Origin of the sequence: Pseudomonas sp. A34-9, assembly GCF_029543085.1 — a bacterium.
GTDB lineage: Bacteria > Pseudomonadota > Gammaproteobacteria > Pseudomonadales > Pseudomonadaceae > Aquipseudomonas.
Window position 1 is genome coordinate 5,891,294 of the sequence record NZ_CP119967.1, and the last position, 14,062, is coordinate 5,905,355.

General features: G+C 55.9%; 14 protein-coding genes and 1 tRNA gene. 9 read left to right on the forward strand and 6 right to left on the reverse strand.

The window, feature by feature from the left end:
- The first annotated feature begins 7 nt into the window (after positions 1 to 7).
- Together P3G59_RS26445 and P3G59_RS26450 are read left to right on the forward strand one after the other, a co-directional pair.
- A complete protein-coding gene (locus tag P3G59_RS26445; protein WP_277759546.1) occupies positions 8 to 3,754 on the forward strand; it encodes a bifunctional diguanylate cyclase/phosphodiesterase in 3,747 nt (1,248 codons plus the stop codon).
- A 15-nt stretch (positions 3,755 to 3,769) separates the two neighbouring features.
- Positions 3,770 to 3,846: transfer RNA gene (locus P3G59_RS26450), tRNA-Ile, on the forward strand.
- A gap of 120 nt (positions 3,847 to 3,966) precedes the next feature.
- Here the strand turns inward: P3G59_RS26450 and P3G59_RS26455 are convergent.
- Genes P3G59_RS26455 through P3G59_RS26465 form a run of 3 tightly spaced genes read right to left on the reverse strand, consistent with a single transcriptional unit; the run spans position 3,967 to position 5,520 of the window.
- Positions 3,967 to 5,031, reverse strand: a complete 1,065-nt coding sequence (locus P3G59_RS26455; RefSeq protein ID WP_277759547.1) for a tyrosine-type recombinase/integrase — start codon at positions 5,029 to 5,031, stop codon at positions 3,967 to 3,969.
- A gap of 4 nt (positions 5,032 to 5,035) precedes the next feature.
- Entirely contained in the window at positions 5,036 to 5,275 is a 240-nt protein-coding gene (locus P3G59_RS26460) for a helix-turn-helix transcriptional regulator (protein WP_141129358.1), read from the reverse strand.
- The gene (locus tag P3G59_RS26465) at positions 5,272 to 5,520 is read right to left on the reverse strand and encodes a helix-turn-helix transcriptional regulator (protein ID WP_141129359.1); all 249 of its coding nucleotides are present in this window, start codon (positions 5,518 to 5,520) and stop codon (positions 5,272 to 5,274) included. The genes P3G59_RS26460 and P3G59_RS26465 overlap by 4 nt, the downstream gene beginning before the upstream one ends.
- A gap of 85 nt (positions 5,521 to 5,605) precedes the next feature.
- Between P3G59_RS26465 and P3G59_RS26470 the strand changes: the two genes are divergently transcribed.
- The 7 genes from P3G59_RS26470 to P3G59_RS26500 all read left to right on the forward strand — a co-directional run bounded on the left by P3G59_RS26470 (position 5,606) and on the right by P3G59_RS26500 (position 10,885).
- Positions 5,606 to 5,833: a hypothetical protein gene (locus P3G59_RS26470; protein WP_277759548.1), complete on the forward strand. Its 228-nt coding sequence runs from the start codon at positions 5,606 to 5,608 to the stop codon at positions 5,831 to 5,833.
- Between the two features lie 9 nt (positions 5,834 to 5,842).
- Positions 5,843 to 8,536, forward strand: a complete 2,694-nt coding sequence (locus P3G59_RS26475) for a toprim domain-containing protein (RefSeq protein WP_277759549.1) — start codon at positions 5,843 to 5,845, stop codon at positions 8,534 to 8,536.
- A gap of 487 nt (positions 8,537 to 9,023) precedes the next feature.
- On the forward strand, positions 9,024 to 9,317 hold the full coding sequence (locus tag P3G59_RS26480; RefSeq protein ID WP_277759550.1) for a hypothetical protein: 294 nt from the start codon (positions 9,024 to 9,026) through the stop codon (positions 9,315 to 9,317).
- Between the two features lie 13 nt (positions 9,318 to 9,330).
- Entirely contained in the window at positions 9,331 to 9,582 is a 252-nt protein-coding gene (locus P3G59_RS26485) for a hypothetical protein (protein ID WP_141129362.1), read from the forward strand.
- Between the two features lie 62 nt (positions 9,583 to 9,644).
- Positions 9,645 to 9,929, forward strand: a complete 285-nt coding sequence (locus P3G59_RS26490; protein WP_277759551.1) for a hypothetical protein — start codon at positions 9,645 to 9,647, stop codon at positions 9,927 to 9,929.
- Complete coding sequence (locus P3G59_RS26495; protein ID WP_277759552.1) at positions 9,923 to 10,165, forward strand: hypothetical protein; 243 nt, start codon at positions 9,923 to 9,925, stop codon at positions 10,163 to 10,165. The genes P3G59_RS26490 and P3G59_RS26495 overlap by 7 nt, the downstream gene beginning before the upstream one ends.
- 507 nt (positions 10,166 to 10,672) lie before the next feature.
- Positions 10,673 to 10,885: a hypothetical protein gene (locus tag P3G59_RS26500; protein ID WP_277759553.1), complete on the forward strand. Its 213-nt coding sequence runs from the start codon at positions 10,673 to 10,675 to the stop codon at positions 10,883 to 10,885.
- Here the strand turns inward: P3G59_RS26500 and P3G59_RS26505 are convergent.
- From P3G59_RS26505 to P3G59_RS26515, 3 genes are read right to left on the reverse strand one after another with little or no spacing between them, the layout of a single operon-like run.
- Positions 10,861 to 11,118 carry an ogr/Delta-like zinc finger family protein gene (locus tag P3G59_RS26505; protein WP_277759554.1) on the reverse strand — a complete coding sequence of 86 codons (258 nt, stop codon included), beginning with the start codon at positions 11,116 to 11,118 and terminating at the stop codon, positions 10,861 to 10,863. The genes P3G59_RS26500 and P3G59_RS26505 overlap by 25 nt on opposite strands.
- A gap of 52 nt (positions 11,119 to 11,170) precedes the next feature.
- Complete coding sequence (locus P3G59_RS26510; RefSeq protein ID WP_277759555.1) at positions 11,171 to 12,013, reverse strand: phage portal protein; 843 nt, start codon at positions 12,011 to 12,013, stop codon at positions 11,171 to 11,173.
- Positions 11,949 to 13,982, reverse strand: coding sequence for a terminase family protein (locus P3G59_RS26515; protein WP_277759556.1), 2,034 nt, complete (start codon positions 13,980 to 13,982; stop codon positions 11,949 to 11,951). Before P3G59_RS26515 ends, P3G59_RS26510 begins: the two co-directional genes overlap by 65 nt.
- Positions 13,983 to 14,062: the final 80 nt, after the last annotated feature.

Consider the following 14,062-nt stretch of genomic DNA (forward strand, 5'->3'; position numbering starts at 1 on the left):
GAGCGTTATGCCCAGATTGGCGTCCGTGCTTTTTTTGCTGTCACTGATGATCTGGACCGCAACGGCTGACGCGCTGACTCTGACCGATGAAGAACGTAGCTGGCTGGCGGCTCACCCGGACTTGCGCCTGGGTGTCGATGCATCGTGGCCGCCCTTTGAATACCGTGACGACCAGAACCGCTATCAGGGCCTGGCGGCCGACTATATCGATGTGATTCGCCAACGCCTGGCAATCAAGTTGACCCCCATCGAGCCAGTGAGCTGGACGGTGGTGCTGGAACAGGTCAAGGCGGGCAAGATCGACCTTCTGCCCGGCATCATGTCCACCCCCGAACGCCAGACCTACCTGTCGTTCACCCGCCCTTATCTCGACTTCCCGATCGTCATCCTCGCCCATATCGGTGGCGCGCAACCGCGCAAACTTGACGATCTGTACGGCCTGAAGATCGCCGTGGTGGAAAACTACGCGCCCCACGAACTGCTGCGCACCCACCACCCCGATCTGAATCTGGTGGCCATGCCCAATGTCAGTTCAGCGTTGCAGGCGCTGGCGACCGACGAAGTGGATGCCGTTGTCGGCGACCTCGCCTCCAGCGTCTGGAGCCTGCGCCAGCTCAAGCTCGACGGTCTGTACGTCAGTGGCGAAACCCCGTATCGCTACCAACTGGCCATGGCTGTGCCGCGCGACAACAAGGTATTGGTGGGGATTCTCGACAAAGTGCTCGCGGACATGAGCCCTGATGAAATAAGCAGCATTCAGGAGCATTGGGTCGGCAACGTCCTAGATCATCGGACATTCTGGTCGGATCTGCTGATCTACGGCCTACCGGGGCTGTTGCTGCTGGTGACGATCCTCGCCGTGGTGATCCGCATCAACCGACGCCTGAGCTCGGAAATCGCCCGACGCATCGACCTCGAACAGGAACTGCGCAGCAGCGAGTATCACTATCGAGGCCTGGTCGAGAGCCTGTCGGCCATCGCCTGGGAAGCGCGAATGAGCGACTTCACCTACAGCTATGTCTCGCCCCACGCCGAAGACTTGCTCGGCTATCCACAATCGCACTGGCTGATCCCCGGTTTCTGGCACAACATCATTCACCCCGCCGATCTGACCCGCACACAGAGCTACTGCAAAGAGGCGCTTCGCGAGGGTCGCGATCACATCGTCGATTATCGCGTGATCACCGCGGATGGCCGCTGTTTGTGGGTGCGCGACATCGTCAGCCTGATCGAACATGGTCACGAGCCGGTGATGCGCGGCTTGATGATCGACATCAGCGAAATCAAGCGCACTGAAGAGGCGCTGCGGCTCTCGGAGCAAAAATTCGCCTCGGTATTCCAGCAGTGCCCGGACATTCTGGTCATTGCACGGCTATCCGATGGTTGCCTGCTGGAGGTCAACGAAGCGTTTGAAGAACAGATCGGACTGAAAGCCGAGGAAGTGCTTGGGCAAACGGCGACCGACCTGAATATCTGGGGAATTCCCGGCGTCGGTCCGGGCCTGCTGCAACGTTTGCAGGCGGGCAGCATTCGCAATCTGGAGATGCCTTTTCGCCGCAACAACGGCCAACTGTTCACTGGCCTGATTTCCGCCGAACCCTTCGATCTGGACACCACGCCAGCCCTGGTCGTCGTTGTGCGTGACATCACTCAGCTCAAGGAAACCCAGCAGCAACTGCAAACCTCCGAAGAGAAGTTCGCCAAAGCCTTCCATGCCTCGCCGGATGGTTTGTTGTTGTCACGGCAGAGCGATGGCCTGCTGCTGGAGGTCAACGAAGGTTTCAGCCGTATCACCGGTTTCAATAGCGCCATGTCGGTGGATCGTTCGGCGCTGGATCTGGGCATCTGGGTGAACCTCAACGAGCGCAAACAGATGCTCGACCTGTTGCACCGCGATGGCTTCGTCCGTGACTTCACCTGCCATATCCGTCGCAGTGACGGGCAGATTCGCCTGTGCGAAGTGTCCAGCCGTCCGCTGCCGATCGGTGAAGAAGACTGCATGCTGACCATCGCCCGCGACATCACCGAGCGCCACCTGATGCAGGAAAAACTGCAACAGGCCGCCACCGTGTTCGAAAGCACTGCCGAAGGCGTGCTGATTACCGACACCCAACAGCACATCAGCGCGGTCAACCGCGCCTTCACCGAGATTACCGGCTACAGCGAAAGCGAAGCGCTCGGGCATACACCGCGCCTGCTTGCCTCCGGCCTGCACGACAGCGCGTTCTACGCGGCAATGTGGCACCAGCTGACCGACGAAGGTCACTGGCAAGGCGAGATCTCCAACCGGCGCAAGAACGGCGAGTTGTACCCGAGCTGGCTGACCATCAGTGCCGTGCGCAACCGCGACAAATTCATTACCCATTTTGTCGCGGTGTTTGCCGACATCTCCAGCCTCAAACATGCGCAGGCCAAACTCGACTATCAGGCGCACCACGACCCACTGACCGGCCTGCCGAACCGCACGCTGTTCGAAAACCGTTTGTTGATGGCGTTGAACAGTCAGCAGGAAAACGGCGGTCAGGGCGCCGTGCTGTTTCTCGATCTCGACCGTTTCAAACACATCAACGACAGCCTCGGTCACCCGGTCGGCGACCTGCTGCTCAAGGGCATCGCCGTGCGCCTGAAAGAGCAACTGCGCGACATCGATACCGTGGCGCGCCTGGGCGGTGACGAATTCATCATCCTGTTACCCGGCCTGCAACAGGCCAGCGACGCCGACAACATTGCGTTCAAACTGCTCAATTGCTTCGGCGCGCCATTCCAGGCCGGCGAACACGAGTTCTTCATCAGCGCCAGCATCGGCACCAGCCTCTATCCACGGGACGGTTGCGACGTTGCCACACTGGTGAAAAACGCCGATGCGGCGATGTACCGCTCCAAGGCCAAGGGGCGCAACCGTGTCGAAAGCTACACCCGCGACCTCACTGCCCAGGCCAGCGAGCGCATAGCGCTGGAGCACGAATTGCGCCGAGCCATTGAGCGTGACGAACTGTTCCTCTACTACCAACCGAAAATCAGCCTCGATGACCATCGTCTGGTCGGTGCCGAAGCGTTGATCCGTTGGCGCCACCCGGCTTTCGGCGAAGTGCCGCCAGAACACTTCATTCCGTTGGCCGAAGAAAACGGCATGATCCTGCAGATCGGCGATTGGGTGCTGGAGACCGCTTGCCGGCAGATGTTTGAATGGAACCAGGTCTACGACAGCCTCGGCCCACTGTCGGTAAACCTCGCCGGTGCACAGCTGCGTCAGCCGAATCTGCTCGGACGCATCGAACAACTGCTCAAGGACAACCGCCTTCAGCCGGATTTACTGCAACTGGAAATTACCGAGAATTTCATCATGAGTCAGGCCGAAGAAGCGCTGGCCGTGCTGCACCAACTCAAACACCTCGGCGTGCAACTGGCCATCGACGACTTCGGCACCGGTTATTCTTCGCTCAGTTACCTCAAACGCCTGCCGTTGGACATCCTCAAGATCGACCAGTCATTCGTTCGCGGACTGCCCGACGACCCCCACGATGCGGCGATTGTCCGGGCGATCATCGCGCTCGGGCGGAGCATGCAATTCACGGTCATCGCCGAGGGCGTGGAAACCCAGGCGCAACAACAATTTCTCGCCGCCGAAGGCTGTGAACAGATCCAGGGCTACATCGTCAGCCTGCCGCTACCACCGGAAGAATTCGCGGCAACGTTTCTTCGTGTAACCGTATCGGATTATTCGGATAGCACAGCCGAGAAACCGTCGCTATAATCCGCGACCTACTGAGGGCCTATAGCTCAGTTGGTTAGAGCAGAGGACTCATAATCCTTTGGTCCACGGTTCAAGTCCGTGTGGGCCCACCAAATTGAAAGCCACGTATTACGTGGCTTTCGTCGTTTCTGGCATCTGAAAAAGTCGGTCAGATGAATTGCACAAAATGCGCTCCGTCCAAAATTCGTCCAATTTCAGTTTTGGACGGACGTTTACTCCACCTCAACGACTGCCGATTTCGCCTCCAAGAGGCTGGCCATTGGATTCAGATTGACGACCTCGGCCAAGTGTCCAGGGCTGAAGTGAGCGTACTTTTGAGTCATGGCCAACGTCGCATGCCCAAGCACCTTTTGAAGCGTCAGGATATCCCCGCCGTTCATCATGTAATGGGATGCGAAGGTGTGTCGCAGGACGTGCGTCATCTGCCCATCGGGTAGCTCTAATCCGATCGCCTCAACACTACGCCGAAAGGTGATGGCGCAAGGTCTGAACGGCAGCGCGGCTTTCAATCGTTCCTCAAGCCGTTTCGAGATTGGCACAGACCGGTTCTTGCTGGATTTCGTGCGGCTGTAATGCACCATCTGATTTCGCACCTGGCGCGGTTGAAGCGCTTCCGCTTCGCCCCACCTGGCACCGGTGGCCAGACACACCTCAGCGATCAGCCCGGCGTTTGAATCCCGTGTAGCCAGGTCACTCAACAGCAGCTTAATTTGATCCGCCAGTAGGTAGGCCATCTCTGTTTCGTCAAACTTGAGTTTGCGCACCTTGTCCAACGGGTTGTCGGCGTCCCACTCGCCCAGCCTGGCCAGTTCGTTGAAGACAGCACGTAGGTACGTCAGCTCATGATTCAGCATATTCGCGCTGACGGGCTTCGGATCCGCATCGCCCTTTGAGTAGCCAGCGCCTGGTGTCGTCCTGGAGTGCTTACCTTCTGCGCGCTCGGCGCGGTACTGCGCAAAGTGAGCAGACGTAAACTTGTGCGCCTTCGGGTTCCCCATTCGATTGACCATGCTGATCAAAAGCGCCAGACGCTGTTTGCCGGTCTTCAGGTTTTGCCCATGAACGACGTACCAGCGATTAACCAGCTCAAGCATGCTTCTGGCGTCGTGCTTGGCAGGTTTGGCAACCCGCCCCGACGCAGCCTCTCCCATAACCTTACTGTGGTAATGGGTCGCTTCGTTTTTGGTAGGGAAAATTCTGCGGGTTCGATAGCCGTAGCTGCCATCGGGGCGACAATCAACCTCGTAGCGGCCATCCGGTAGTTTCTTTATCGGCACGGGTTTACACAGGGCTGATCTGCCCTGCCTCCGGGATGGTTTGGCCGGTCATCAGCCACATCGTGTATTTGGTGAACTGAGGGTGCTGAGTAATTTTCAGAAGCTCCGACGACGCGACTGTCTTACTTCTCCCGTACTCATACCCTTTCCAGGTGTTGATCCCGATACCTGAAAGCTCACACATCTCAGACTGGGTAAGCCGCTCCCGAGTACGTATAAGGCGCAGCTTTTCACCGAGGTTCACTGACCGATCACTGGGCTTATCTGGCCACAGTCAGGTGCCGTCTGATCCGTCACCAGCCAGAGCGCGTATTTCATGAACCGAGGATGGGTGGTGATTTTCAGTAACTCGCCTGAACTCACCTCCTTCCGTGCCCCGTATTCGTAGCCCTTCCATGTCCCAAGCTTGATCCCTGTCACTTCACAGATTTCCGACTGAGTCAGCCGCTCGGTTAAACGAATTTCCTTGAGCTTTTGCCCGAGTTCCATGTGCGCCCCTTGACCTTGCTCATTTGAGTACTTAATATCCTCATATGTGTACTTTTGCTGCACATATGACGAAGGAGCTTATCAAATGCAGATCACCATAGACACGCCCTACACAACAGTTCGGGAGCTTGCGCGTCGGTCGGGACAATCCGAACGTGCGATCCGTAACGACATCGCGCGCGGCCGAATCCTTATCCGTGCCAAGGCCGAGGGATCCAAAGAAGCTCTGCTGATCAATATGGTCGCCCTGGCCATGGAAGCAGCAGAACAAGCCGAACGCGTGTCTGCCAAACCGACCTCTTCCAAGCGCTAAGGCCCGGTGATGAACGCAAGAACACGCATTACCTCCGACCAATTCGAAGAGATCTATCAGACTGACGTCGTCAAGGCGCTGGAGAACGATAGAGAGCTGGACTTCAAGGACGTCAGTGACAAGTACCTACAGAAAGGCACTTGTCCTAACTGCGGTCAGCAAAAGCTATTCATCAGTAGAGAAAAACCCTATCGGTTGAAGTGCAACCGCGATAACGAGTGCCAGTTCGAACAGAACACACGGGAGCGTTACAGCTACCTGTTCGAAAACTTGAGCGAGCGTTTCCCGGCTACTGAAGCCAATCCCAACGCCACGGCAGACGCCTATCTAAAGCGCAACCGCGGTTTTGATGTAGCCAAACTCGCCGGCTGGTACACCCAAGCTAAACGCAAGATGAAGTCGGGCGTTTGGGCCGATACCGTGCGTTTTCCGCTGTGCAATGGTTATTGGGAAAGGATCATCGACGAGAGCATGGTTGCCGCCAACAAAGGCGACAAAGCCGGCATCAAGTTCGAAATGTCTTACCAGAACAGCGGCTGGACGCCACCAGGGCAAACCATTGAAAAGAGCGATCGGGTCTACATCGTGGAAGGGATCTTCCACGCGATCGCGCTACACCTGGCCGGCAAAAAGGCGATCGCATCGATCAGTTGCGTGAACTTCCCTTGGGCGATCGTGGAAGCGAATAAAGGCAAGCTGGTGACATGGGTCATCGGCCTTGATGACGACAAAGCCGGTCACAAATACATTCCCAAGTATCTGAAGATGCTGCGCGGCATGACGGAAATAGCCTGGGTTGCTCTCGCCGGTGAACGCGATTGGGATGATGTATACCGGGATGGTGAACTGGACGACAAATTTCTGGACGACGCTTGTTATCGCGGCCGGCTGTTCACCGCTGAAAGCACAAACAAACTTGCCTACTTGCTGTACCTGCGCCGGCCAGCAGGGTTCTATCTGCTGGAGTTTCGTAACCAACTGTATTCGGCCCGGGTCAATCAAGCAGACCTGAGCAAGGATCTGGGCGAAGACAAGGTGGACGGCAACCGCGAGATCTTTTCCCGCAATGTGAAGATAGCGCAAATCTCCAACTGCATCCCCAGCCTGGATTATCTCGAAAAAGACATTATCACCGGCGAGCAACGCTACTACTTCGACTTCCGTTTTCCCGATCGCAGTCGGAGCGTTCAGGCACCACTACCTTCGAGCGCCATTGCAGAGCCGCGTGGTTTCGTTCGGGCAATGCTCGACTTCACGCCAGGCGGAAACTTTGAGGGCGGCGCTCGTGAGCTGGCGATGCTCAAAGCCAAATGGCTGAACGATGAGCGGCGTCCGGTGCGCACTGTTCGCAGCCTGCCGTTCATTGGCTACGACGAAGACTCAGGCACCTACTGCTATCCCCAGTTCGGATTTCATGGCGGTAGAGAGCTGCAGGTCAACAGTCACGGCTTCATCGAAGTCAAAGGCGCCGGGGTGAAAACCGCCCTGGTAAACACAAAGTTCGAACGCGGTACCGACTTTGATCCGGAGTGGTTTCCCGACTTCCTGGCAGTTCATAGCCTGAATGGCCTTGCGGCATTGTCGTGGTGGACAGCGTCGCTGTTCGTTCAACAGATTGGCGTTCAGCAGGCGTCGTTCCCTTTCCTCGAGCTGACCGGCGAACCAGGCGCGGGCAAGTCCACCCTACTGCGATTCCTGTGGCGCCTGATCGGTCGCGACAATATGGAAGGGATCAAACCCAGTGGCACCGGTGCCAGCGCCGTGGGCCTTTCACGCGCCCTTTCCGAAGTCAGCAACTTACCGGTTGTCCTAATCGAATCCGATCGGACTTACACCGATGCTCAGGGCCGTTCGGTGACGGTGCAGTTCGCCTGGGATGAAATGAAGACGCTGTATGACTATCACGCCCCTGTACGTGTAACCGGCGCGAAGACTACCGGTAACGAGACGCGCACCAGCATCTGGCGCGGTGCCTTGGCCATCTCACAGAACGAAACCGTGGATGGCTCCGAGGCCATTCTTTCGCGCATCGTGCATATGCACTGCACCAAGGATCACCACTCGCTGGCCCTAAAGCCGATGGCCGATCGGTTGAAGATCATGAAAGCCAAGGAGCTGGGCGGCTTCCTGCGCCGTGTACTGGCTTTCGAAAAGCAATGGTTGGAACGCTACTTCGAGGCATTCCCGCGCTATGAGAAACGTCTTCAGTCCATCAACGCCCTGACGGAAGCGCGGATCGTCCAGAGCTTCGCGCAAGTCCTTGCAGCGGCCTACGCAACCCAGGCGCTGTTTCCCACCTGGACGGACAGAGACACAGAAAGCCTGGCTAAGCATCTGGAGGCCCGCGCCATCGATCGCCAACAGCGCTGCCGATCGGAGAACCCGACCGCCGCCAAGTTCTGGCAGATCTATCACTACTTGAATGAAGACGTGGTGACCATCATCGATGCCGAAGGCGAACGTGAAGAGACCCGCGAAACGCTCAACCACAGCATCGACAAAGAACTCATCGGCATCAACATCGAGCATTTCCAGCAGGCCTGTAGAAAGGCTGGCCAAGACGTCATTCCTGACACCCAGTTGCGCCGTGCATTGGCCACCAGCACCACCCACAAATTCATTGAGACGCGTAAAGCACGGTCACGACTGGAGAAGCGTTCTCTGTGGCTGTGGTTCTTCAGCAAGCGGGGGGAGGCATCATGAAACGTATGGGTCAGCAGGTGTATCGGGTGTGCATGGGTAAGAGCTTGGCTTTTGTGCGAAGTCCCCTTGTTTGTCCGGAACATCCGGAACATTTCTATTCAATAGATATAAACATCAATAAATACAGTCACTTACTTACAAAAAAATGTTCCGGTCGCACTGGAACATTCCGGAACACACCGGAACGGATTGTGTTCCGGCATGTTCCGGCAATGTTCCGGTCAGCGTTTTTACCGGAACACGGCTGTAGCCCTTACAACACAAGGCTTACAGCCGATTCACAAAAAAACGTGTTCCGGAATGTTCCGGTAGTACCGGAACATTTTCGCTCAGCTACAGGCCCCGTAAATCAATGGTTACAGCCAATCACTTTTTAAATGTTCCGGATGTTCCGGACTCCGAGCGGTCTTGCGCGCGTTTTTTACTGGCGGACTCGACTCACCCTCCTGGATCAAGAGACCCAGGCTCATAAAGAAGGAGCAACACCATGCAAGTACAAGTCATCACCGGCGGCCAAGCCACAGGCAAAACCACCCGGCTACGCGCAATTCAAGCCGAACTGCAAAAGCAGGGGATCGAGGCGCCAATCCTCGTCGGCCAACAGTGGACTACCCCGTACTTCGTGAACCTGATCGCAGAGAAAGCACTGGCTGGGGCCAAGCAATTCCTAGCCGACGACTGCACCCAGTTCCAGATCAAAGCCGCGATGAATCTGCAAGCCCAAGGCATTCACTCCGGAATTCCATCTGACTTTGTGGTTCACCTGGTGCGCCAAGCGTAAGGAGGGGGCAACAATGATTATTCGCTTCGTAGCCAACACCCTGCCCGGCGAGCTGCCGTTACCGAGCAGCTACGTCGACCAGCGCTCACCGGAAGATCTGGCCGAGCTGGCAGCGGCCGCACATTGGAGGGATCACCCGGAGGACACGCCGACGTTCGTCACAGTGGTGCATATGCGCGACGTTGATGGGCATGACCTGGGATTGTTTGAAGTGCGCTGTGAACAGCGCCCGGTATTCACGGCAAGCCAATTGCGGCAGGCGTGAGAGAGACGGTGTCGAGGAGTTCGCACCTCCCCGACACCAACCACCACAAGAGGAGCAACACCATGCAAGCACAGCACCCAAGCAGCAGCGGTAGCAAGGCTATCACACCGCCCGGCCAGCGCAGCAGCACCTTCATGCCCCCTCGCCCTTTGTTGGCCACGGCGATGATTGGAGCGGCTTTGATCGGCTACCTGGTACACAAAACGCCGGACGCCCGGCAGCGTCTCGAAAGCCTGGCCGAAATGGCTCAAACCCTGGGCGATCTGTCCGATCGCGATGCTGACGTGGTCGCTCGACTGCTCGCCAAACCAATAGCAGTAAAACAGAAAGGAGTTAGCCCATGCTGATCGACGGTCAGTTTGTAGCAGTCAGTGAGGCGCAGTACGACGACGCCCGCGAACAGATGGAGTTGCCTGCCGACTTTCACTTGGTTGCGGCCACCGCCCTACTCCACCACAACACCGGAAATGGCATGGCGCATATTCCGTTGCCAGCGGGCTTGGTGGTTGCCGCGTTCGAAGATCCGAGAGGAAATAGGCGTTATGGTGTCGTCTCTCTAACAATGCATCGAAATAAACCGTAATAATTTTCCGCAGTTTGGATTCCAGAACTGTCTTATTGACAAGGGCGCTCCGGCGCCCTTTTTTGTCTTAACAAGGCCACTGTATCACCGCGAGCAACAATGTTTTATTTGCATGAAAACATAGTTTCATGCAAACAAACTAGACGGCACCCAACAGCAAGAACGATCAAATAAATTAAGAAAGTCGCAAAACTTTAGCTCTACTTCGACAATAATAGCCTCCTTCAACTAAAAAAACCTACAACCCGGAAAGCAGGAATCTACGCACTTAAGTAATTACGCATGCATGAAAATATAAATTCGTGCAGACAGCTTTGATTCTAAACAAATAAAAATGCTATCAAAGCTCCAGAAAGCGAGGGTTCCCAGATATACGAGAACCGTGTAGCTTTGATATGTAGGCAACGTAAAACACACACCAAACGCAATCAAAATACTAATTGACAATCTAATTTTTAAATTCGTAAAGTGCGCTGCAATTGATCCGCCCAGCATGGAGCCGAAGTAATGGACGAGCGCGTAATCATCAACACGAGAGATATTTTAGAAGAAGTTGCAAAAGTATTAATGTCGTTAAGCGTGTCAGTCGGTGCTCGACCACTTAACGAGGAAGAAAGCGGCGGAGTTGTAGCAACCATGACTTGGAGTCATGGTCGATTACTGGAATGTTCCAGAGAGCTGGGAGAATTGTTTAATCAGACGGGCAATGAACTGAGTTGATCAAATAACTGACGTTGCTGAGCAATCGGCATCGCACGTAGCCGGTCGAAAATCAATTGATCGACCGACTGGGCCGAGGGGCGCAAAGGGTGCGAGTAGGTAAGGCTCATCACAAACGTATGCCCGCAATGTAGATTGAGGCACTGGCAATACAGCTTTGCGTATTCCCGATTCATGTTTTCTCGCGACTCGATCCGAGCCTTACCCCCACAGTCCCTACAAGTGATCCGCATTGCGCCCCCTCTCAATGGTGTACGTACGCACACTATTCTACGTGAAGCCACTTCAAATCGCTGCGCCTGGCTCAATGGGTTCACGCCATCCGAGACGCCGATCAGGCCGCAGTGAATCATTTAATTGCTCGAATAACTGACAGATCGGACGGATTTCATTGTTGGTGTAAACCCGATCGATCTTTTCAATGTCGCCAAAACCACCGCTGTTCTCCGGAATAATCCCCGCCAGCGCCGGGTTCATCCGCCAGGCCGCAATGACGTCGTTACGGGTGATGTTCTTCACCTTCTCCAACTCATCTTTCGCCTGGAAGTCCCCCACGGGGATGATTTGAATCGCCTTTTCGGTACCGCCCGGGATGTTCACGAACATCGACCTGAAGTTACCCACACCCTTGCTCGCACTGATCTGCGCACGCAGCTCGTTTTCGTCGTCTTCGGTCAAATTCGGGTCGTTGGTGTAGAAGATATAACCCGCGTGGGCACCGTTGCTGTAATAGCGTCGGCGGAAAAGGGTCGCGGCCTCATTGAGTAACAATGCCTGCATACCGCCCAGGTAATCGGGAATGCCGTAGACGTCCTGCTCCACGTCGTAATTCATCACATGTTCGACGTCTTCCTGTTCGAATTCCACTTCCTTGCCGTCCGGCAGCAGCATCACAAAGCCGCCGTCTACTTTTACTCGCATGTTGATCGCCGCCAGGTGATCCATTTCCAGGACTTCGCCGAACACGTTGCGGTTCTTCAGGAAATAGGACTCGCCGAACACCATGAAATCCAGCCCCGCACGGCTCATGGTGCGAATGCTGCACCCCGCCGAAGGAATGAACTCACGCAGCAACAGGTTGCGCTTGAAACCGGGAATGGCGCCGTGGTGCGCGTTGGCCCGCAACAACTTCGCCAGCCCTTGGCGCGACACTGGAGGCGTGTAAATTCGGCCGTCGTGGCTGGCAAATGTGCCCAGATATTGACCGATGTTTTCGCTCAGTACCTGCTCGGGAGCGCCGAACGAAAACGCCCGCACTCGCCCTTGTGTTGGATTGCCGGTTTGCTGGTTTCTTCGCTTGCCCATGTGTACCTGTTCCGCTGAGTGTGTAGGAGCTTCGGCGCTGTTTGTTGGTGTTCAGTGGTTCGTGAGCCAGCGCGTGCATGATTGCCCAGGCAATGTCGGCATGGCCTGAAGCGTCGGTGCGTGAAGCGCTGTAGGTGACTTGGCCACCGCCTGTGGTGCCGCGCTTGATCGTCAGGAATGCTTGGGCGATATCGTTCCAGCCCGCGTCCCATTCGATGCGACTGCCTTGAATGGTGTCCTGCGCCTTGAGCACCAGTGTGTTTTTGGTTTCCAAGCTGTAATGGATCGAGGTCGCACGCGGATAAAAATCGCGCACCAGGTCAAACACGCCGTAGCCAATACCGGTGGTGTCGATACCAATGTGCTGCACGTTGAATCGCTCTGTGAGCTTCTTGACCTGATCAGCCTGGAACTTGAAGGATTGCCCACGCCAACTGTGCTTTTCCAAAATTCGGAACTTGGCGCCAGGCTCCAGCGGCGGGGCAATGACCACACAGCTTGCGTCATCACGGGTGCGGCTTGGGTCGTAGCCGACCCAAACGGGACTGTTGCCATACGGTCGCGGATCCTCCGGGTCGTAGTCCGTCCAGAGTGAAAGGTCGGAATAGCAGCGCTCCAAATCGGACAGCGCGAAAGCACTCATGCTGCTGTCGATAAATTTGCACCGGAACAACTGCTCAAACTTATCCTCGTCATACTCCAAGCGCAGTTGCTCGATGTCGAAAAGATCGCAACCACCGGCAATCGCATCGTCAATGGTGATGATCTTGCGCCACTGCCCATCCGGGCATAGCGCGCCGGCGCTGACATGTTTGTCGCTCGGCCACGGATCCTTGGCCGTCTTGCGTTTGCTGTTGCGAAACTTCTCCCCAGTCCAGAAGGGGTAAGCCTGGTGCGAAACAGCACTGGGTGTTGAAAAGTAAGTCTTGCGCCACTTTTTGTGAGTGGCCATTGCACTGGCTACGGTGTTCAGCTTTTCAAAGTCGCGGATCCAGAAATACTCATCCACGTAAACATGGCCGTGAGGGCCTTGGGCGGTGCTGCTGTTGGTACTGAGAAAGCGCAGTTCCGCCCCGTTGCTGAGCAAAATCGGGTTGCCCGTCAGCTCAAGCCCGAACCACTGCTGGGCGAACTGGACGATATAGCTTCGGAAAATTTCCGACTGGGCACGGCTGGCCGACAAGAACATTTGATTGTCCCCGGTCAGCACCGCATCCATGAATGCTTCGCCGGCGAAGTAGTAGGTCAAGCCTACTTGTCGACTCTTCAAAACGTTGCGGATCCGGCACGTCAGCGGGTTTTGTTTGGCTGCAAACAATTCCTTCTGATAGCCGTACATCTTGCTGATGAACTTATCCAGGAAGTTGACTTCGGTCAGGCCCGAAACATCGTTCTTCACCTTCTTTTCGCGCTTCTTGCCGCTCCTGTCGCCGCGCTCCCTACGCTTATCCTTGCGTTCGCCCTGGTCATGCGCCAGCGACTCACCTGCGACAACCGGCGCCGGTTTGCTCGACTGCTTCAACAGCCGATCGCGGACGGTGGTCAACCGGTCGAGTTCATCCAGCTCACCTTTGGTCAGCGTGGTCTGTTTCTCAAGGATCAACGTCAGGCGCCGGCTGACCGCTGTCAGCGGTTCTTCATCCGACAGCATCTCGTCCCAGCCGCCCTTGGCGATCCAGTAGTAGACGATTCGGATGTTCGGCAGCTTGAGTTGAGCCTGAATCTCTTTCGGCTTGCACCGACGCAAATAGAGACGTTTTGCGGCTTCTTTGACTTCGATTGAATAGAGCATGGACCGCAGTCTATGCGGCGAAAACGCCGAAAACGCGAGGTTAAATTCTGCGATTCTCCTAGATCGTGGAAATAGGAGAA

What these genes read in the sequence shown, in the direction of transcription:
- P3G59_RS26445 (WP_277759546.1), top strand. Translation starts at nt 8, where the DNA reads ATGCCCAGATTGGCGTCCGTGCTTTTTTTGCTGTCACTGATGATCTGG.
- P3G59_RS26465 (WP_141129359.1), bottom strand. Translation starts at nt 5,520, where the DNA reads ATGGAACTCGGGCAAAAGCTCAAGGAAATTCGTTTAACCGAGCGGCTG.
- P3G59_RS26470 (WP_277759548.1), top strand. Translation starts at nt 5,606, where the DNA reads ATGCAGATCACCATAGACACGCCCTACACAACAGTTCGGGAGCTTGCG.
- P3G59_RS26475 (WP_277759549.1), top strand. Translation starts at nt 5,843, where the DNA reads ATGAACGCAAGAACACGCATTACCTCCGACCAATTCGAAGAGATCTAT.
- P3G59_RS26480 (WP_277759550.1), top strand. Translation starts at nt 9,024, where the DNA reads ATGCAAGTACAAGTCATCACCGGCGGCCAAGCCACAGGCAAAACCACC.
- P3G59_RS26485 (WP_141129362.1), top strand. Translation starts at nt 9,331, where the DNA reads ATGATTATTCGCTTCGTAGCCAACACCCTGCCCGGCGAGCTGCCGTTA.
- P3G59_RS26490 (WP_277759551.1), top strand. Translation starts at nt 9,645, where the DNA reads ATGCAAGCACAGCACCCAAGCAGCAGCGGTAGCAAGGCTATCACACCG.
- P3G59_RS26495 (WP_277759552.1), top strand. Translation starts at nt 9,923, where the DNA reads ATGCTGATCGACGGTCAGTTTGTAGCAGTCAGTGAGGCGCAGTACGAC.
- P3G59_RS26500 (WP_277759553.1), top strand. Translation starts at nt 10,673, where the DNA reads ATGGACGAGCGCGTAATCATCAACACGAGAGATATTTTAGAAGAAGTT.
- P3G59_RS26505 (WP_277759554.1), bottom strand. Translation starts at nt 11,118, where the DNA reads ATGCGGATCACTTGTAGGGACTGTGGGGGTAAGGCTCGGATCGAGTCG.
- P3G59_RS26515 (WP_277759556.1), bottom strand. Translation starts at nt 13,982, where the DNA reads ATGCTCTATTCAATCGAAGTCAAAGAAGCCGCAAAACGTCTCTATTTG.